Raw genomic sequence first — 20,021 nt, 5'->3', positions numbered from 1 at the left:
AGTGAATGATAACGTAAACGAGAATTATTATTATGACGGCAGAATAATATTCGAAACGCGGCCGCGATAGCAAGCGATACGCGTCCCTACCAAAACTGAGGGGTTAAGAAATATCCAGATGAAAAGAAAGGGTTAAAAAGAAGCCGGAAATGTTTCGGTGAAGGCATTGCCGGATGGCGGCGAAAACGCCTTATCCGGCCTACCAACCCAATACTTGCATGAGCCCAGTAGGCCGGATAAGCGAAGTGCCATCCGGCACGGCGGTTAGTTACCGCCAAACATATCCTTAATCCATCCCGCCACGCCATCGCTGTCTTTCTTCTCTGCCTTCGGCGGCTGTTGCTGCGGTTGCTGTGGCTGAGAAGATTGATCGAACGGATTCCCGGTCGGCTGCTGCATCATTTCGCCCTGCTGGCAGAGCGAGTCGGGATCGGAGGTCCAGACTGGCAACGTGCGCATACCGCCACTGCAGACAAAGTTGCCGTCATAGTCGACGCCCATCTCCGTAATATCTTCCGGTGGCGTCAGCGTGAGCGGCGTTGGCGTCTGGTTAGCCAGATAGCGCTGATAAATCGACATCGCCCCGCTCGCCCCGTACAGCTTCGTCGGCTGGTTGTTATCGCGACCCACCCAGGTGATGGTCACCTGACTACCGTCAATACCGGCAAACCAGGTATCGACGTTGTTGTTGGTGGTCCCGGTTTTACCCGCCAGATGCAGATTCGGGTACTTCGCGCCCAGCTGACGACCGGTACCACGCTGCACCACCTGCTGCATCGTCCACAGCGTCATATAGGCGGCCTGCGCCGGAACAGCACGCTCCGCCTGCGGGAAGCTCTGATACAGTACAGTGCCGTCTTCAGCGATGACCGAACGCAGCGCGGAAAGCGGCGCACGATTACCGCCGCTGGCAATCGTCTGGAACGCCTGTGCCACTTCGATCGGCGTCAGGTTCAGTGCCCCCAGCAGCATAGCCGGAACCGGATGCAACTGCTCTTTCGGCACGCCCAGCTTCAGCCAGGTGTCGGTGACAGCCGGCAAGCCAAGCGCCATCCCCAGATTGACCGTCGGCACGTTCATAGAACGCGTCAACGCATCCACCAGCATCACTTTTCCGCTTTCGCTGTAGCGACGGTCATCGTTCTGCGGCGACCACACCTGGCCGTTTGGTTGACGCAGCGCAATCGGCGCATCGGCAATCCAGGTGTTCAGGCGATAGATTTTCGGCTGGCTCAGCGCGGTCAGATAGGTTGCCGGTTTGGCCAGTGAACCAATCGAGCGACGTGCCTGCATCGCGCGGTTATAGCCTGCAAACTGCGGCTCAGCGCCGCCGACCATAGCGCGGACTTCGCCACTGAAGCGGTCTACCACTACAATCGCCGTTTCCAGATCGCTCAGTTTGCGCTGTTTCTTCAGTTCCGGAATGCCATCAACGGCGGCTTTCTCAGCGGCATCCTGGGCGACAGAGTCAAAGGTGGTGAAGATCTTCACGCCGGAGAGATCTTTTACTTTATCACCCAGCTTCGCCTGCAACTCCTGACGCACCATCTGCATAAACGCGGGCTGTGGTGAGATCACCCCACCGCGCGGCTGCACGCCTAACGGACGCGCGCTCAGCATGTCGTAGAGTTCCTGATCGATCACCTGTTGTTGTTGCAGCAGGCGCAGCACCAGGTTACGACGTTCAAGCGCCAGTTTCGGGTTGCGCCAGGGGTTGTAGATTGAGGCCCCTTTCACCATCCCTACCAGCAGCGCCTGCTGATCAAGGCTCAGTTCCTCTACCGGACGGCCAAAGTAGTACAGGCTCGCCAGCGGGAAGCCACGGATCTCATTATCACCGCTCTGACCGAGATACACCTCGTTCATATACAGCTCAAGAATACGATCTTTGCTGTAGCGCGCATCCATCAGCAGCGCCATATAGGCTTCGTTAGCCTTACGCCAGTACGAACGTTCGCTGGAGAGGAACAGGTTTTTCACCAGCTGTTGGGTCAGGGTACTTGCCCCCTGTACCGTGCGTCCGGCGGTCAGGTTTGCCAGCACCGCGCGACCGATGGAGTACAGACTCACCCCGTCATGTTCATAGAAATGACGGTCTTCCGTCGCCAGCAGCGTATCCACCAGCAGATCCGGGAAGCCACTACGCGGGACAAACAGACGCTGTTCACCGTTTGGCGACGACAGCATGGTAATCAAACGCGGATCGAGACGGAAGAAACCGAACTGGCGGTTGTTGTCCATGTTGACAATGGTATCCAGGCGGCCACCATCGAACGTCAGACGCGCGCGCACCTGACCCTCCTTGCTGTCCGGGAAATCAAACGGACGGCGGATCATCTCAATACTGTTCGCCTGCACGGTAAACTCGCCAGGACGCGTCATTTTGCTGACCTGACGGTACTGGGTGGCTTCCAGCAGCTTAACCATTTCGTTTTTGCTGACCGACATCTCCGGCTCAAGGTTGACCATCCGGCCATATACCGCCGCCGGCAACTGCCAGACTTTGCCATCGATACGGCTACGGATTTTTTGATCCAGATAGACGCCGTAAATGGCAAGCAGTACCGCAAAAACAATCGCAATTTTCAGCAGCAGCCACAACCAGCTGCGCTTACCACGAGGCTTACGCCCTTTGCCTTTACCTTTACGCGGCATCGGTTCTTCATCCTCATAGTCATCATCATATTCGTCGTCGTACTCATCATCTCTGAGTTGGCGACGGCTCACCTTTTGTTTCACCGGACGCGTGGGTTTCCCTTTGCGTCCAATTGGCTCGCGGTCATTCCCGGCCATGCTTTTTCTCCGCAACATTCAGGCGCAAAGGCCTGATTCTCTGTTCTTCCGTCAGAAGACAGAAGAAGAAATCTCTCAATTTTACTGCTCTTTTGCCGGATGCGGCATAAACGCCTTATCCGGCCTACGAATACTTTTTGGTTCGCCGCGTCGGCGCCGTGTTCGCCGGATCGTCCGGCCAGACATGTTTGGGGTAGCGCCCTTTCATCTCTTTTTGCACGTCGCGATACGACCCTTGCCAGAACGCGGCCAAATCCTGAGTAATCTGCAATGGTCGCTGCGCGGGGGATAAGAGCTCCAGCACCAGTGGCACGCGGCCCTCCGCAATAGTCGGCGTTTTGGCCTCGCCAAACATCTCCTGCATTCTGACCGCCAGCGCCGGCGGGTTATCTTCGTGATAACGAATGGCTATCCGACTTCCCGTCGGCACAGTGTAATGTGTGGGTAACGAACTCACCAGACGTTGCTGCAGGGAATAATCCAGTAATCCGCTCAATGCCTGGTGAACATCCAACGATTTCAGGCCGCGCAGCGAATGCACGCCGCTCATATGCGGCAGCAGCCAGTTCTCCAGCGTGGCCAGCAATGTCCTGTCGTCCACCGCAGGCCAGTCATACTCCGGCAGCCATTTCGCCGCACAATGCAAACGTAACCGCAGTTGTTCTGCCGCAGGCGTCCAGTTGAGCACGTTCAGGCCTTTATCGCGGATACCGTTAAGCATCGCCAGATGCAACTCGTCTTCAGACGGTTTTGCCAGCGGCTGGACTTTAACCGTCAGTTCTCCTATCCGCATTCTACGCCAGGCTTTCAGCGTCCCCTGCGCCTCATCCCACTCAATGGTATCAGACTGCTGTAGCAGTTCAGGACAACGCGAGATAAGCGCGTCGATATCGAGCGGCAGCGCCAGCAGGATCCGCGCATCCGGCGACGCGCTCCCCTGCAGCAACAGAGGCGCAATCAACCATTCGTGCCGCCCCAGCGCATCATCGACATCCAGCGCCGCGCCCATGCCGTTCGCCAGTTGATAACGCCCGTCCTGGCTGCGTCGACGCGCGATGCGATCGGCAAAGGCCTGGGCCAGTAGTGGGGCGATGCGCGACGCATCCGCTTCGCCGTTACGAACATTCAGACGTTTGAGAAGTTGCTGACTGCGCTGCTGCCAGGCAGGCTGATGGCGGGAAAACGCCACGCCCAGATCGGTATTGCCCATCCGCGGCGGCTCCTCAAGAATGGCTGCCAGCTTTGCTGCCGTAGCTGCATCGTCGGGCGTGGCAGCACTGACTAGCATCGCGGCCAGGCGCGGATCGTTACCCAACGCCGCCATTTTTTGCCCTATCGCACTGAGCTGCTCGCCATCCAGCGCGCCCAGCATGTGCAGTAATCGTTTCGCCGCCTGTACGTTGACGGCGGGTGGCAGATCCAGCCAGGTGAGTTGCGCAGGATCGCGACATCCCCACTGCAACAACTCCATCAGCAAACCGGAGAGATCGCTGTGCAACATCTCAGGATCCCCCTGTGCTGCCGCGCGTTCCGCCTGCTCTTTCGCCAGCAGATGCAGACAAATCCCCGGCTCCAGACGCCCGGCACGCCCGGCGCGCTGGGTCATTGAGGCCTGGCTAATGCGCTGAGTGATAAGCCGGGTCAACCCGGTTCGCGCATCAAACCGCGCCACCCGCTCCTGCGCGCAATCCACCACCAGTCGAATCCCCTCAATGGTCAGACTGGTTTCCGCAATATTGGTTGCCAACACAACTTTGCGCATCCCGTCCGGGGCCGGCAAAATCGCTTTGCGCTGATCGTTGAGCGACAGCGCGCCATACAGCGGACACAGCAGCACATCGCTGCCGACTCGCGTACTTAATTGCTCCTGTACGCGCAGGATCTCCCCGACACCGGGTAAAAACAGCAGCAGCGAGCCGGGCTCTTTGCGCAGCAGCTCGGCGCAGGCGACCGCCACGGCTTCGTCGAAACGCAATTGCGACGCCAGCGGTTGATAACGCCGCTCAACGGGAAAGGCGCGCCCTTCGGAAACGATCACCGGCGCATCCGGCAGGCACTGTTGCAGGCGATCGTTATCCAGCGTGGCGGACATAATCAACAGTTTGAGATCGTCGCGCAGCCCTTGCTGCACATCCAGCAGCAGCGCCAGTGCGAGATCCGCCTGCAAACTGCGTTCGTGAAATTCATCGAGGATCACCAGCCCAACGCCACTGAGTTCCGGGTCACGCTGGATCATACGCGTCAGAACCCCTTCGGTAACCACCTCAAGCCGTGTTGCTGGCCCGACGCAGGATTGCGATCGCATCCGGTAACCGACCGTCTCACCGGGCTTTTCATTGAGCAGTTCCGCAAGCCTTTGCGCCACGTTTCGTGCCGCCAGACGACGCGGTTCCAGCAGGATAATCCGCCCTTCGAACCCTTTATGTGCCAGAAACTGTAGCGGTAACCAGGTTGACTTACCGGCACCCGTCGGCGCGCTCAGCAGAACCTGCGGCGCAGAATCCAGAGCGGTAAGCAATTCAGGCAGTACAGCGGCAACAGGTAACGACGTCACAAATGGCTCCAGAGGGTTAACATTCTTCGCGCCGCATTGTAGCATCGCGTTAATTCATAACCGAGTACCTAAGATGTCTGAGCCGAAACGGCTGTTTTTTGCCCTCGAACTCCCCACCACCGTGCGCGAAGAGATAATACAGTGGCGAGCGGCGCATTTCCCCCCTGAAGCGGGGCGACCGGTCGCGGCCGAAAATCTGCATTTAACGCTGGCGTTTTTAGGCGATGTGAGCGCAGACAAACAACAGGCGCTGATCGCCCTTGCCGGGCGCATTCGCCAGCCCGGTTTTACGCTCAATCTCGATGATGCCGGGCAGTGGTTACGCTCTCGTGTGGTCTGGCTGGGGACGCGTCAGTCCCCACGTGGGCTGCTGCAACTGGCCAATATGCTGCGAGCCCAGGCGGCGCGCAGCGGTTGTTATCAGAGTCCGCAGCCGTTTCACCCTCACGTCACGCTGCTGCGCGATGCAAGCCATGCGGTGGCGATTCCGCCGCCGGGCTTTTGCTGGTCCTTTCCGGTGACGGAATTTACCCTCTATGCCTCGACCTTTGCACGCGGTCGCACGCGTTATACGGAACTTCAGCGCTGGACGCTCAGCGACTAATTAAGGAAATGCGCGATGCAATTTACTCCTTCTCTCCAGCGCGCGACGCTGGTTCAGCGGTATAAACGCTTTTTAGCCGATGTGATCACACCTGACGGGACTGAACTCACGCTACACTGCCCTAACACCGGGGCGATGACCGGGTGTGCAACGCCCGGTGATACGGTCTGGTATTCGACGTCGGAGAATAGTAAACGCAAATATCCGCACACCTGGGAATTAACGCAAACCCAGACGGGCGCGTTAATTTGTGTGAATACGTTATGGGCTAACAGGCTGACGAAAGAGGCCATTGAACAGGGGCGAGTTTCAGAACTTTCAGGTTATTCCACGCTGAGAAGCGAAGTAAAATACGGCGCCGAACGGAGCCGCATTGATTTTATGTTACAGGCAGATTCGCGGCCTGACTGCTATATTGAAGTGAAATCGGTAACGTTAGCGGAAAAGGATTTTGGTTATTTTCCCGATGCCATCACTGAACGAGGTCAGAAACATCTTCGGGAACTGATGAGCGTAGCGGCTGAGGGCAAACGCGCAGTGATTTTCTTTGCCGTCCTGCACTCCGCCATTACACGGTTTTCACCCGCGCGCCATATTGACGCGAAATATGCGCAACTATTGTTCGAAGCACAGCGTAAGGGGGTAGAAATTCTGGTTTATAAAGCGGAACTTTCTGCCGATAGTATGACTCTGATAGAGCCATTAACTGTCACTTTATAGTGTTGTAAACAATTGGTTATTTAGTATTCTGGTCGCGTGCGCAAATACGCTTTTCCTCACAGGGTTGTCAAGTGTTACGTTTAGTTAATTGCTATCCGGAAAAGCATCTGCTATTTATAGCGACCTGATTTTTCCCCCGAACATGGGGATCGATAGTGCGTGTTAAGGAGAAGCAACATGCAAGAAGGGCAAAACCGTAAAACATCGTCCCTGAGTATTCTCGCCATCGCTGGGGTGGAGCCGTACCAGGAGAAACCGGGCGAAGAGTATATGAACGAAGCCCAGCTGTCGCACTTCAGGCGTATTCTTGAAGCATGGCGTAATCAACTTAGGGATGAAGTCGATCGCACCGTTACTCATATGCAGGATGAAGCTGCCAACTTCCCGGACCCGGTAGACCGTGCCGCACAGGAAGAAGAGTTCAGCCTCGAACTGCGTAACCGTGACCGTGAGCGCAAACTGATCAAAAAGATCGAGAAAACGCTGAAAAAGGTTGAAGACGAAGATTTCGGCTACTGCGAATCCTGCGGTGTGGAAATTGGTATTCGTCGCCTGGAAGCGCGTCCAACAGCCGATCTGTGCATCGACTGCAAAACGCTGGCTGAAATTCGCGAAAAACAAATGGCGGGCTAAGGCCTGGCGTTTGAAACGTTTACAACAGGCGGGGCTTTCCCCGCCTGTTCATTTTTACATAAAGATGACTGACTCACACTACATTGGCCGATTCGCTCCTTCGCCTTCCGGTGAACTGCATTTTGGCTCCCTCATTGCTGCGCTGGGCAGCTACTTACAGGCTCGCGCCCGTCAGGGAGTATGGCGAGTACGTATAGAAGATATTGATCCCCCTCGTGAAGTTCCCGGTGCCGCTGACACTATTCTGCGTCAACTGGAACATTACGGCCTGCACTGGGATGGCGACATTTTATGGCAGTCACAACGCCATGACGCCTACCGCGAAGCGCTCGCCTGGTTATACGACCGGGGGCTGAGCTACTACTGCACCTGTACCCGTGCGCGGATCCAGAGCATTGGCGGAATATATGATGGTCATTGCCGTGAGTTACATCACGGGCCGGAACAGGCGGCGGTGCGGATTAAACAGCGGCATCCTGTCACCCGTTTTCACGATCGGCTGCGCGGAGACATTCAGGCTGACGAACGACTGGCGAGAGAGGATTTTATTATCCATCGCCGTGATGGGCTGTTCGCCTATAACCTGGCGGTGGTGGTGGATGACCATTTTCAGGGGGTCAGCGAAATCGTGCGCGGCGCCGATTTGATCGAACCGACGGTGCGACAAATTTCACTGTACCAGCAGTTCGGCTGGACGCCTCCCGACTATATTCATCTACCGCTGGCGCTCAATGAACAAGGCGCTAAACTTTCCAAACAGAATCATGCCCCTGCCTTGCCGCACGGCGATCCACGCCCTGTTCTTATCGACGCGCTACGCTTTCTCGGGCAACAGAGCGATTTGCCGTGGCAGGAGATGCGCGTCGATGAGATCCTGGCATCCGCCGTGGCAAACTGGACGCTTTCGACGATACCTGAATCGGCGATTGTAAATCCGGCATTCTCAAATACGTCGTGCTGAGCTATGATTAGCCGCTATTTTTACACAGCCAACGATTTGAACTGAATTCTGAATATTGTTTGACACTACCGAGGTGCACTATTTTTACCCGAGTCGCTAATTTTTGCCGCAAGGTGCTAAGCCGCGAGGAGAGCGAGGCCGAAATTGCCGTCGCCCGTCCGCGTATGACGGTCATCCCGCGCGAGCAGCACGCTATTTCACGCAAAGATATCAGTGAAAATGCCCTGAAGGTAATGTACAGGTTGAATAAAGCGGGATATGAAGCCTGGCTGGTTGGCGGTGGCGTCCGCGACCTTCTGCTCGGCAAAAAACCGAAAGATTTTGACGTCACAACCAATGCGACGCCGGACCAGGTGCGCAAGCTGTTCCGCAATTGCCGTCTTGTTGGCCGCCGTTTCCGTCTGGCGCACGTCATGTTTGGCCCTGAGATTATTGAAGTCGCCACCTTTCGAGGTCACCACGAAGGCAGCGAAAGCGACCGCACCACGTCCCAGCGCGGACAAAACGGCATGCTGCTGCGCGACAACATTTTCGGTTCCATCGAAGAAGACGCCCAGCGCCGTGACTTCACCATTAACAGCCTTTATTACAGCGTCGCCGATTTCACCGTTCGCGACTATGTCGGCGGCATGCAGGATCTGGAAGATGGCGTGATTCGCCTGATCGGCAATCCGGAAACCCGCTATCGCGAAGACCCGGTGCGGATGCTGCGCGCCGTGCGTTTCGCAGCCAAGCTCGATATGAAGATCAGCCCGGAAACGGCAGAGCCGATCCCGCGCCTGGCCACGCTGCTCAACGATATCCCGCCTGCGCGTCTGTTTGAAGAGGCGCTGAAGCTGCTACAGGCGGGCTACGGCTATGAAACTTATAAAAAGCTGCGCGAATACAGCCTGTTCCAGCCATTGTTCCCGACCATTACGCGCTATTTCACCGAGAATGGCGACAGCGCAATGGAACGTATCATCGCGCAGGTACTGAAAAATACCGATAACCGCATTCATAACGATATGCGCGTTAACCCGGCCTTCCTGTTTGCCGCGATGTTCTGGTATCCGCTGCTGGAAATGGCGCAGAAAATCGCCCAGGAAAGCGGTCTGGCCTACTATGACGCGTTTGCGCTGGCAATGAATGAAGTGCTCGATGAAGCCTGCCGTTCGTTGGCAATCCCGAAACGCCTCACGTCGCTGACCCGCGATATCTGGCAGCTACAGCTGCGCATGTCCCGTCGTCAGGGTAAACGCGCATGGAAGCTGATGGAGCATCCGAAATTCCGCGCCGCATATGATTTACTCGCTCTGCGTGCTGAAGTGGAAAACAACGCCGAACTGCAGCGTCTGGCGCAATGGTGGGGAGAATTCCAGGTTTCTGCGCCACCCGAGCAGAAAGGCATGCTGAACGAGCTGGATGAAGATCCATCGCCGCGCCGTCGTCACCGTCGTCCGCGCAAGCGTGCGCCGCGTCGTGAAGGAACGGCATGACCCTCGTTTATATCGCACTGGGCAGTAATCTGGCCTCTCCTCTGGAGCAGGTCAATGCTGCCGTCAACGCGATAGGCGAGATCCCCGAAAGCCAGATTGTCGCCATCTCTTCTTTTTATCGAACCCCGCCGCTGGGCCCGCAGGATCAGCCCGATTACCTGAACGCCGCCGTGGCGCTGGAAACAACGCTCGAACCAGAAGCCCTGCTCGACCACACCCAGCGCATCGAACTCCAGCAGGGCCGGGTACGCAAGGCCGAACGCTGGGGACCGCGCACGTTAGACCTGGATATCATGCTGTTTGGCGATCGCGTCATCAACAGCGAACGCCTGACCGTGCCGCATTACGATATGAAAAATCGCGGTTTTATGCTCTGGCCGCTGTTCGAAATCGCCCCTGACCTGCACTTCCCTGACGGTACCTCACTGCAACAGAGACTCACTCATCTTGGTGCAGAAAAACCCGCACACTGGTAATGGCCCTCACCTCATTTCCTGTTTATTGCTTTCGTGCAAACAGTTGCTTAAAACAATTGCCCCCCTGAATGTGACTGTTAGAATGCCGGTAAATATGACGTTCACCATCAGGAAATGTTATGAAACCGACCACCCTCTCGCTGTTGCAGAAGTGCAAACAAGAGAAAAAACGCTTCGCCACCATTACTGCTTATGACTACAGTTTCGCCAGACTGTTTGCCGACGAAGGGATCAATGTGATGCTGGTCGGGGATTCCCTGGGGATGACAGTACAGGGGCATGACTCCACCCTGCCGGTGACGGTTGAGGATATCGCTTACCATACGCAGGCGGTGCGTCGCGGCGCGCCGAATTGCCTGCTGCTCGCCGATCTGCCGTTTATGGCTTACGCGACGCCGGAACAGGCCTTTGAAAATTCGGCCACCGTCATGCGCGCGGGCGCGAACATGGTCAAGATTGAAGGTGGCGCCTGGCTGGTGGAGACCGTGAAAATGCTCACCGAGCGCGCGGTCCCCGTCTGCGGACACCTGGGCCTGACGCCACAGTCGGTCAATATTTTCGGCGGCTATAAAATTCAGGGCCGTGGCGATGCCGGACAGGTTTTGCTGGACGATGCCCTGGCGCTGGAAGCCGCAGGCGCGCAGCTCATCGTTCTGGAATGCGTTCCGGTTGAACTGGCCAAACGCGTGACGGAGGCACTCTCCATTCCGGTTATCGGTATCGGTGCCGGCAACGTGACCGACGGACAAATTTTAGTCATGCACGACGCCTTTGGCATCACCGGCGGCCATATTCCGAAATTTGCCAAAAATTTCCTTACGCAAGCAGGCGACATGCGCGCCGCGGTACGGCAGTATATTGCCGAGGTTGAGTCCGGCGTCTATCCGGGCGAAGAACACAGTTTCCATTAAGGAGTCTTGTTGTGCTGATTATTGAAACCCTGCCGCTGCTGCGCCAGCATATCCGCAGAGCCCGTCAGGAAGGGAAGCGCATTGCGCTGGTGCCGACGATGGGCAACCTGCATGATGGTCACATGAAGCTGGTGGATGAAGCCAAAGCTCGTGCGGACATCGTGGTGGTGAGTATTTTCGTCAACCCAATGCAGTTTGACCGTCCGGACGATCTGGTGCGCTACCCCCGCACGCTGCAGGAAGACTGCGAAAAACTGAACAAGCGTAAGGTGGATTTCGTCTTTGCTCCCGCACCGGACCAAATCTATCCTCAGGGCACCGACGGGCAGACCTACGTGGATGTCCCCGGCCTTTCGACGATGCTGGAAGGCGCCAGCCGCCCGGGCCATTTCCGTGGGGTTTCAACCATCGTCAGCAAGTTGTTCAATCTGGTACAACCGGACGTCGCCTGCTTTGGCGAGAAAGACTTCCAGCAACTGGCGCTGATCCGCAAAATGGTTGCCGACATGGGCTACGACATCGAGATCGTCGGCGTGCCGATTATTCGCGCCAAAGACGGTTTAGCCCTGAGTTCGCGTAACGGTTATCTGACGGCCGAACAACGCAAAATCGCCCCAGGTTTGTACAAAGTGATGGGCCGCATCGCGGAGAAGCTGCAGGCCGGCGAGCGTGAACTGGAAGAGATTATTGCCATCGCTGAACAGGAGCTGACGGAAAAAGGCTTCCGCCCCGATGACATTCAGATCCGCGATGCTGACACGCTGCTTGAGCTAACCGAAAGCAGCCAGCGTGCGGTGATTCTGGTTGCCGCATGGCTTGGCCAGGCACGGTTAATTGACAATCAGACGGTTGCATTAACCCAGTAGACAGGGGTTAAAAATCGGGCAATACTGCCTGAGAAATTTCTCAAAGCAGGTTTCGACCTGCTTCGTTATCGATACGAGTTTAAGGTAGACGTTATGATTCGCACTATGCTGCAGGGCAAACTCCACCGCGTGAAAGTAACTCAGGCGGACCTGCACTATGAAGGTTCCTGCGCCATCGATCAGGATTTTCTGGATGCCGCCGGGATTCTGGAAAATGAAGCCATCGATATCTGGAACGTGAGCAACGGTAAACGCTTTTCCACTTATGCGATTGCCGCCGAGCGCGGTTCCAGAATCATCTCCGTCAACGGCGCAGCGGCACACTGTGCCAGCGTGGGCGACATTGTGATCATCGCCAGCTTCGTGACCATGTCAGACGAAGAAGCGCGCCGCTGGCAGCCAAAGGTCGCTTACTTCGAAGGCGATAATGAAATGAAACGCACCGCAAAAGCTATTCCGGTTCAGGTTGCGTAAGCGAACTACCCCTGCGGCTGATTGCTAATCAGCCGCGACATCGTCTCCAGCGAATCCGTTCTTAAGATATACAGGCGTTTCAGTAAAAACGGATTATCCCCCGGCTTCACCTTCCCTTTCATCGTAGTCACCGCCAGGTGAAATCCAGCCTCTTCCGCGGCTTTTACGGCCGTCGCGTTATAACCGCCAAACGGATACGAAAGATAAAGGACATGGGGATTAAACGGGGCCAGCGCACGCCGGGAGCGTGCAAAATCAAACAGAATATTGTGATGGCTGCGGCTGAGCAGGATTGGCCGGTGATAGCCGTCGACCCGATGTAAAAAGTGCGTATGGGACTGAAAGTCAAACACGTCGCGGATACCATTAAGCTCTGAAATGCTCATGAACTGCAGCGATTTGGGGTCCCATTTTTGTGGGCGAACTTTAATTCGCGACGAGATAATAAACGCCGTGGCCTTCATCCCATACTGCTTCAGCACCGGATAAGCATAACGACTCACTGACTTCAGGCCGTCATCAAAGGTAATCACCACCGCTCGCGCGGGCAGATTCATATTGTTACGCACATAGCCTTCCAGTTGCGCCATCGTCAGCGTACGGTATCCGCGATCGCGCAGCCAGGTCATCTGGTTGCTGAAGGCGCGAACTGACGTGGTGGTGGAGGTATGACGAAAACGGGTGTTCTCTTCATCGCGCAGAATATGGTGATAGGTCAGCACCGGCAATCCACGGTCTTCCTGGGCATCGAGGGCACTTATCCAGGCCAGCCGGTCGCCAATGCGAATCTGATACCAGGTTTGATTCAGCCGGTCTTTCAGTTTACTGATGATGGGATAACGCAGGTTATCCGCCAGTACGCCAAACGGCGCACTACCAATATTCGGTGCGTTATAAACGGGAGTGGCTTGCCAGGTGATCAGATTCTGATTGCTGAGCTGTTTATTAAGATCGCCGAGGCTGTCCTCAACGCGTTGTTTACCCTGCACCGGTTCCAGATGGCCTTTGTCAATAAACCCGGTACCGAAGCCGAATTTGAATTCGTAATAATCCGCCGCGACCGGAATGACAGAAATAATCTGTCCGGCGCGAATATTTCCCACGGTCACCATGTCATCGCCTATTTGCGCCCAAATAGCCGCATCTTCAGTGGTTTGCATATAGCGAGCAGGCAACGCCGCACTGACGACTGTAGAGAGGGACAGCAGCAGCAGAAACAGATATTTCATCATTAACCATAACCGGGGCAAGAAACAACGCAGCGATTGTATCAATTCACCTCATTAATAAGAATGATCAATACTCATACAAATCGTGCAGTAGAACAAAGGGAGGATTTTTCTGTTGCTGATGCCAAAGACTGGTCACCTCTGGCCCACCAAGAGCAACTATCTGGTCGCGAAACGCCTGACTACTCATGGATTCTCGTGTTGGGAGCATTTGCTCCAGCAACGTTACAGAAATGCCGGAAATGACTTCACACTGCGGATGTTTATGGCTCAGCAGTGAAGCCACGCGATACGGCGCCGCACCGGGCTGGTCGGTCAGAAAGATGACGCCATCACCGGAATCCGTAGCATGCAATGCGTCGCACATCATCCGACTCAGCATGTTCGCGCTCAATCCACGCCAAAAATTCACCGCCCGGCATTGCGCCAGTGGGCCGTGTTTTTTTTCCAGAAGGCTCAGCAGTTCCTCAGCCTTATCGTCATGACAGGTTATGACCCAGCCTAGCATTTCTCACCTCATTAGCAGGCAAGTAGTTTATCAGAGTGACAAATGGAGAATGATGACAATGGTCAACAATCACCCTCTCCTCACCGGGAGGAGAGGGTGAAAACGGTCAGCTACGCAACCCGCGACCGCGCTGGATTAAAGACCAGCACAGCAGATAAAACACCACAATAAAGACCACCAGCACGCCAAACGTAGTCACTAACGGCACATCGTGAATGCCGAGGAAGCCGTAGCGGAAGCCGCTAATCATATAGACGATCGGGTTCAGTTGCGATAACCCCTGCCAGAACGGCGGCAGCAGCGTCAGGGAGTAAAACACCCCACCGAGATAGGTCAGCGGCGTCAGGACAAACGTCGGGATCAGGCTGATGTCATCAAAGGTTTTCGCAAATACGGCGTTCAACAGCCCCGCCAGCGAAAACAGAATCGCCGTCAGAACCAGCGTCAGCGCCACAAACAGCCACGAATGCACCTGGAACGGAACAAAGAACAGGGAAATCGCCGTCACCAGCACCCCAACGCACAGTCCGCGCGCCACTCCGCCGCCGACAAAACCGGCGATAATCACGTGTGTCGGTACCGGCGCAACCAGCAGCTCTTCAATGTTGCGCTGGAATTTGGCGCTAAAGAATGACGACGCCACGTTCGCATACGCGTTGGTGATGACCGCCATCATGATTAGACCCGGCACGATAAACTGCATATAGCTGAAACCGTGCATCTCGCCAATGCGGGAACCAATCAGGTTACCGAAGATAATAAAATAGAGCGTCATGGTGATGACGGGCGGCACGAGCGTCTGGATCCAGATCCGCATAAAGCGGTTAATTTCTTTCGCCCAGATGCTTTTCAGCGCGACCCAGTAAAGCTGCATCATGCGCGATCTCCTTGTTTTTCATGAACCAGTGACACAAACAGCTCTTCAAGGCGGTTCGCTTTGTTACGCATACTCAATACCTGAATGCCCTGCGCGCTGAGCTGGCTGAACACGCTGTTAATTCCCTGCTCACGCAATACTTCCACTTCCAGCGTTGAGGTATCCACCAGCCGATAGTGATAGCCCTCCAGCTGCGGCAACGGACTTTTCGCTGCCAGATCGAGAATGAAGGTTTCGGACTTGAGCTTAGAGAGCAGGTTCTTCATCGAGGTGTTTTCGACCAGCTCGCCGTGCTGAATAATCCCGATGTTGCGGCAGAGCATTTCTGCCTCTTCCAGATAGTGAGTGGTCAGAATGATCGTGGTGCCTTTATCGTTTAAATCCTTCAAAAACCCCCACATTGAGCGGCGAAGTTCAATATCGACACCCGCTGTCGGTTCATCGAGAATCAGTAGCTTCGGTTCGTGCATCAGCGCGCGGGCGATCATCAGACGGCGCTTCATCCCGCCGGATAACATCCGCGCACGTTCGTTGCGTTTTTCCCACAGATCGAGCTGTTTTAAATACTTTTCGCTGCGCTCAACCGCCTCTTTTCGCTCCACGCCGTAGTAGCCCGCCTGATTGACCACAATCTGCTGTACGGTCTCAAACGGGTTGAAGTTAAATTCCTGTGGCACCAGCCCGAGTTGACGTTTGGCGTTGACGACATCTTTTTCGAGATCGTAACCAAAGACGCTGACGCGCCCGGACGATTTATTCACCAGCGAGCTGATGATACCGATAGTGGTCGACTTGCCTGCCCCGTTCGGCCCCAGAAGCGCGTAAAAATCTCCCGCTTCGACCTGTAAATCTATCCCGCGCAGTGCCTGAACACCGCCAGGATAGGTTTTTTTAAGTTGTTGAAGTTCCAGTGCAATGGTCATAAATTTTTACTTACCTTACGTACTTACACTTTATATGTGGTTTAAATAATCCCGGAGTTGCCCTATATTAGCCCAACGCACTTATTTGGTTACAGGTCGTTAACCTCCATGAAAGACATAGATACACTCATCAGCAACAATGCACTATGGTCAAAAATGCTGGTGGAAGAGGATTCCGGATTTTTTGAGAAACTGGCGCAAGCGCAAAAACCGCGCTTTCTATGGATTGGATGTTCCGACAGTCGCGTTCCCGCAGAACGTTTAACCGGTCTTGAACCGGGCGAATTATTTGTCCACCGTAATGTGGCCAACCTGGTCATCCACACCGACCTCAACTGCCTCTCTGTTGTTCAGTATGCCGTTGATGTCCTCGAAGTTGAACACATTATTATCTGTGGTCACTACGGGTGTGGCGGCGTACAGGCTGCGGTCGATAACCCGGAACTGGGCCTCATCGACAACTGGCTGCTGCATATCCGTGATATCTGGTTCAAACATAGCTCATTGCTGGGTGAAATGCCGCAAGAGCGCCGTATGGACACGCTGTGCGAGCTGAACGTGATGGAACAGGTGTATAACCTGGGCCACTCCACCATCATGCAGTCAGCCTGGAAACGGGGTCAAAAAGTGACCATCCACGGCTGGGCATACGGTATTCACGACGGCCTGCTGCGCGATCTGGAAGTGACCGCGACCAGTCGCGCCACCCTGGAGCAGCGTTATCGTCAGGGCGTGTCTAACCTCAGCCAGAAGCACGTTAATCACAAATAAAAATCCCCGGTCATACACCAGGGATGTATCCAGTCAAAGCCGGGATTTTCCCGGCTTTTTTACGCTTATTCGTCCAGCAACACCACTTTGCCGACATACGGCAGATGACGATAGCGCTGCGCATAATCAATACCGTAGCCCACCACGAACTCATCCGGAATGGAGAACCCGATGAACTCGACCGGAACGTTCACTTCACGGCGGGAGGGTTTATCCAGCAGGGTGCAAATCGCCAGAGATTTCGGTTCACGCAGGCTCAGGATTTCACGCACTTTCGACAGCGTGTTACCGGAGTCGATAATGTCTTCCACAATCAGCACGTCCTTGCCGCGAATGTCTTCATCGAGATCTTTGAGGATCTTGACGTCACGGGTGGTGGACATGCCGCTACCGTAGCTGGAGGCGGTCATAAAATCGACTTCATGAGATACCTGCACTTCACGGCACAGGTCCGCCATAAACATGAATGAGCCACGTAGCAGACCCACCAGCACCATATCACTGCCGCTGTCTTTATAACGCTCAGTAATCTGACGACCCAGTTCAGCGATACGCGCTTTGATCTCCGCTTCGGGGATCATGACTTCTACAGTATGTTTCATATCTCTAACCATATGATTTAAAAACAAATCACTCAATGCCAGCTCTTGATAAGTCAGCATCTAAGCGCAAGGCACGCAGTATACCAGTAAAAGTATTTATTCGCGGCATCTCTTAATAAAGCTCATTTTGTGATGACGATCACACATGTTAAATCCTATAATTAATTGCTACTAAAAAATTAACAAATTGAGATGGTGTATTTTTATGGCAGATAACAACGCACGTTCGCCACGGTTACTCGTGACGCTAACGGCCCTCTTTGCAGCGCTATGCGGGCTTTATCTTTTGATCGGCGGAGGCTGGCTGGTCGCCATTGGCGGCTCCTGGTACTACCCGATTGCGGGACTGGTGATGCTGGGCGTTGCCGTATTGCTCTGGCGCAGCAAACGTTCCGCACTCTGGCTGTACGCCGCCCTGCTCCTCGCCACCCTGATTTGGGGCGTGTGGGAGGTCGGGTTCGACTTTTGGGCGCTGACGCCGCGCAGCGATATTCTGGTCTTCTTCGGCATCTGGCTGATTTTACCGTTCGTCTGGCATCGCCTGATCGTCCCTTCCCGCGGTGCCGTAGCTGCTCTGGTGGTGGCCCTGCTGATCAGCGGCGGGATCCTCACCTGGGCGGGCTTTCATGATCCGCAGGAGATCAACGGCACGCTGAGCGCCGACGCCACACCAGCCGAACCTATCTCCGCCATTTCGGACAACGACTGGCCCGCGTATGGTCGTAATCAGGAAGGCCAGCGTTTCTCGCCGCTCAAACAGATCAACGCCGATAACGTCCACAATCTGAAAGAAGCGTGGGTGTTTCGCACCGGTGACCTGAAGCAGCCGAACGATCCGGGTGAAATCACCAATGAAGTGACGCCGATTAAGGTTGGCGATACGCTGTATCTTTGTACCGCCCATCAGCGTCTGTTCGCGCTGGATGCCGCTACCGGTAAAGAGAAGTGGCATTTCGATCCGCAACTCAATACCAACACCAGCTTCCAGCACGTGACCTGCCGTGGCGTGTCGTACCATGAAGCGAAAGCCGATAACGCTTCCCCGGAAGTGGTTGCCGACTGTCCGCGCCGTATCATCCTGCCCGTCAACGACGGTCGTCTGTTTGCGGTGAATGCCGAAACCGGCAAGCTGTGTGAAACCTTTGCCAACAAAGGTATTCTGAATCTGCAGACCAACATGCCGGACACCACGCCGGGTCTGTATGAGCCAACATCGCCGCCAATCATCACCGATAAAACGATTGTGATTGCTGGTTCAGTAACGGATAACTTCTCCACCCGCGAAACCTCGGGCGTGATCCGTGGTTTTGACGTCAATAACGGTAAACTGCTGTGGGCGTTCGATCCGGGTGCGAAAGACCCGAATGCAATCCCTTCCGATGAGCACTCTTTTACCTTTAACTCGCCGAACTCCTGGGCTCCGGCGGCCTACGACGCGAAGCTGGATCTGGTCTATCTGCCGATGGGGGTGACTACGCCGGATATCTGGGGGGGTAACCGTACGCCAGAGCAGGAACGCTACGCCAGCTCGATTGTGGCGCTGAACGCGACCACCGGTAAACTTGCCTGGAGCTATCAGACCGTCCACCACGATCTGTGGGATATGGACATGCCGTCCCAGCCGACGCTGGCGGATATCACCGTCAACGGTGAGAAAGTCCCTGTTATCTACGCGCCAGCGAAAACCGGTAACATCTTTGTCCTCGACCGCCGTAACGGTGAACTGGTCGTTCCGGCACCGGAAAAACCGGTTCCGCAGGGTGCCGCGAAAGGCGATTACGTCAGCAAAACGCAGCCGTTCTCTGAACTGAGTTTCCGCCCGAAAAAAGATCTGACCGGAGCGGATATGTGGGGCGCCACCATGTTCGATCAACTGGTGTGCCGCGTGATGTTCCACCAGATGCGCTATGAGGGCATCTTTACTCCGCCGTCTGAGCAGGGCACGCTGGTGTTCCCGGGTAACCTCGGGATGTTCGAATGGGGTGGTATCTCGGTCGATCCGAACCGTCAGGTGGCGATTGCCAACCCGATGGCGCTGCCGTTCGTCTCGAAGCTGATCCCACGCGGTCCGGGTAATCCGATGGAACAGCCGAAAGATGCAAAAGGCACAGGCACCGAATCCGGTATCCAGCCGCAATATGGCGTGCCGTTTGGCGTCACGCTGAACCCATTCCTGTCGCCGTTTGGTCTGCCATGTAAGCAACCGGCCTGGGGTTATATCTCCGCGCTGGATCTGAAGACCAATGAGGTAGTCTGGAAAAAACGCATTGGCACGCCGCAGGACAGCATGCCGTTCCCGATGCCGGTTCCAGTACCGTTCAATATGGGGATGCCAATGCTGGGCGGTCCTATCTCAACGGCGGGCAACGTGTTGTTTATTGCCGCCACGGCGGATAACTACCTGCGCGCCTATAACATGAGCAACGGTGAGAAACTGTGGCAGGGGCGTCTGCCAGCCGGTGGACAAGCCACACCGATGACCTATGAGGTGAAAGGTAAACAGTATGTCGTAATTTCAGCCGGAGGCCACGGCTCGTTTGGTACGAAGATGGGCGATTATATTGTCGCTTACGCCTTGCCTGACGACGCGAAATAAAACCATTTTGTTCTGAGCAGAGACAGCGTGGAAATCCCACGCTGT

General features: G+C 55.3%; 18 protein-coding genes. 11 read left to right on the top strand and 7 right to left on the bottom strand.

Annotation, left to right across the window (positions count from 1 at the left end; genetic code table 11):
- Window positions 1-264: 264 nt before the first annotated feature.
- Window positions 265-2,793, bottom strand: coding sequence for a bifunctional glycosyl transferase/transpeptidase (mrcB, locus tag ACQ0PY_RS05140; RefSeq protein ID WP_109739883.1), 2,529 nt, complete (start codon window positions 2,791-2,793; stop codon window positions 265-267).
- Window positions 2,794-2,917: 124 nt separating this feature from the next.
- Window positions 2,918-5,347 carry an ATP-dependent helicase HrpB gene (gene hrpB, locus ACQ0PY_RS05135; RefSeq protein WP_109739882.1) on the bottom strand — a complete coding sequence of 810 codons (2,430 nt, stop codon included), beginning with the start codon at window positions 5,345-5,347 and terminating at the stop codon, window positions 2,918-2,920.
- Window positions 5,348-5,420: 73 nt separating this feature from the next.
- Between hrpB and thpR the strand changes: the two genes are divergently transcribed.
- The 9 genes from thpR to panD all read left to right on the top strand — a co-directional run bounded on the left by thpR (window position 5,421) and on the right by panD (window position 12,470).
- On the top strand, window positions 5,421-5,951 hold the full coding sequence (thpR, locus tag ACQ0PY_RS05130) for an RNA 2',3'-cyclic phosphodiesterase (protein WP_042997886.1): 531 nt from the start codon (window positions 5,421-5,423) through the stop codon (window positions 5,949-5,951).
- Window positions 5,952-5,966: 15 nt separating this feature from the next.
- A complete protein-coding gene (sfsA, locus tag ACQ0PY_RS05125) occupies window positions 5,967-6,671 on the top strand; it encodes a DNA/RNA nuclease SfsA (protein WP_042997887.1) in 705 nt (234 codons plus the stop codon).
- 177 nt (window positions 6,672-6,848) lie between these two features.
- Entirely contained in the window at window positions 6,849-7,304 is a 456-nt protein-coding gene (gene dksA / locus ACQ0PY_RS05120; protein WP_003829221.1) for an RNA polymerase-binding protein DksA, read from the top strand.
- Window positions 7,305-7,368: 64 nt separating this feature from the next.
- The gene (gluQRS, locus tag ACQ0PY_RS05115) at window positions 7,369-8,265 is read left to right on the top strand and encodes a tRNA glutamyl-Q(34) synthetase GluQRS (RefSeq protein ID WP_042997888.1); all 897 of its coding nucleotides are present in this window, start codon (window positions 7,369-7,371) and stop codon (window positions 8,263-8,265) included.
- A gap of 80 nt (window positions 8,266-8,345) precedes the next feature.
- Window positions 8,346-9,743 carry a polynucleotide adenylyltransferase PcnB gene (gene pcnB / locus ACQ0PY_RS05110; RefSeq protein ID WP_205685287.1) on the top strand — a complete coding sequence of 466 codons (1,398 nt, stop codon included), beginning with the start codon at window positions 8,346-8,348 and terminating at the stop codon, window positions 9,741-9,743.
- Window positions 9,740-10,219: a 2-amino-4-hydroxy-6-hydroxymethyldihydropteridine diphosphokinase gene (gene folK, locus ACQ0PY_RS05105; RefSeq protein ID WP_042997889.1), complete on the top strand. Its 480-nt coding sequence runs from the start codon at window positions 9,740-9,742 to the stop codon at window positions 10,217-10,219. The genes pcnB and folK overlap by 4 nt, the downstream gene beginning before the upstream one ends.
- Before the next feature lie 119 nt (window positions 10,220-10,338).
- Window positions 10,339-11,130 (top strand): 3-methyl-2-oxobutanoate hydroxymethyltransferase, encoded by a 792-nt coding sequence (gene panB, locus ACQ0PY_RS05100; protein ID WP_042997890.1) that lies wholly within the window; start codon window positions 10,339-10,341, stop codon window positions 11,128-11,130.
- An 11-nt stretch (window positions 11,131-11,141) separates the two neighbouring features.
- Window positions 11,142-11,996: a pantoate--beta-alanine ligase gene (gene panC / locus ACQ0PY_RS05095; protein ID WP_042997891.1), complete on the top strand. Its 855-nt coding sequence runs from the start codon at window positions 11,142-11,144 to the stop codon at window positions 11,994-11,996.
- Between the two features lie 93 nt (window positions 11,997-12,089).
- Window positions 12,090-12,470 carry an aspartate 1-decarboxylase gene (panD, locus tag ACQ0PY_RS05090; protein ID WP_042323756.1) on the top strand — a complete coding sequence of 127 codons (381 nt, stop codon included), beginning with the start codon at window positions 12,090-12,092 and terminating at the stop codon, window positions 12,468-12,470.
- Between the two features lie 5 nt (window positions 12,471-12,475).
- Here panD and ACQ0PY_RS05085 read toward each other — a convergent pair whose 3' ends face one another.
- From ACQ0PY_RS05085 to ACQ0PY_RS05070, 4 genes are all read right to left on the bottom strand, one after another.
- Complete coding sequence (locus ACQ0PY_RS05085; protein WP_162300699.1) at window positions 12,476-13,702, bottom strand: polysaccharide deacetylase family protein; 1,227 nt, start codon at window positions 13,700-13,702, stop codon at window positions 12,476-12,478.
- 64 nt (window positions 13,703-13,766) lie between these two features.
- Window positions 13,767-14,207 (bottom strand): PTS sugar transporter subunit IIA, encoded by a 441-nt coding sequence (locus tag ACQ0PY_RS05080; protein WP_044255413.1) that lies wholly within the window; start codon window positions 14,205-14,207, stop codon window positions 13,767-13,769.
- A gap of 106 nt (window positions 14,208-14,313) precedes the next feature.
- Window positions 14,314-15,084, bottom strand: coding sequence for an ABC transporter permease (locus ACQ0PY_RS05075; protein ID WP_042997893.1), 771 nt, complete (start codon window positions 15,082-15,084; stop codon window positions 14,314-14,316).
- Window positions 15,081-16,007 (bottom strand): ABC transporter ATP-binding protein, encoded by a 927-nt coding sequence (locus ACQ0PY_RS05070; RefSeq protein ID WP_042997894.1) that lies wholly within the window; start codon window positions 16,005-16,007, stop codon window positions 15,081-15,083. Before ACQ0PY_RS05070 ends, ACQ0PY_RS05075 begins: the two co-directional genes overlap by 4 nt.
- Window positions 16,008-16,115: 108 nt before the next feature.
- On the opposite strand from ACQ0PY_RS05070, the gene can reads away from it, so the two are divergent.
- Window positions 16,116-16,778 carry a carbonate dehydratase gene (gene can, locus ACQ0PY_RS05065; RefSeq protein WP_042997895.1) on the top strand — a complete coding sequence of 221 codons (663 nt, stop codon included), beginning with the start codon at window positions 16,116-16,118 and terminating at the stop codon, window positions 16,776-16,778.
- A 65-nt stretch (window positions 16,779-16,843) separates the two neighbouring features.
- Here the strand turns inward: can and hpt are convergent, their stop codons facing one another.
- Window positions 16,844-17,380, bottom strand: a complete 537-nt coding sequence (hpt, locus tag ACQ0PY_RS05060) for a hypoxanthine phosphoribosyltransferase (protein WP_042997896.1) — start codon at window positions 17,378-17,380, stop codon at window positions 16,844-16,846.
- 205 nt (window positions 17,381-17,585) lie between these two features.
- Here hpt and ACQ0PY_RS05055 point away from each other — a divergent pair, with 205 nt between their 5' ends.
- Entirely contained in the window at window positions 17,586-19,976 is a 2,391-nt protein-coding gene (locus ACQ0PY_RS05055) for a glucose/quinate/shikimate family membrane-bound PQQ-dependent dehydrogenase (protein WP_044326906.1), read from the top strand.
- Window positions 19,977-20,021: the final 45 nt, after the last annotated feature.

The sequence above is a fragment of the Citrobacter sp. LST-B2 genome (genome assembly GCF_057983045.1).
Note: the sequence above shows the minus strand (reverse complement) of the source record. Positions and strands in the feature narration are given on the sequence as shown.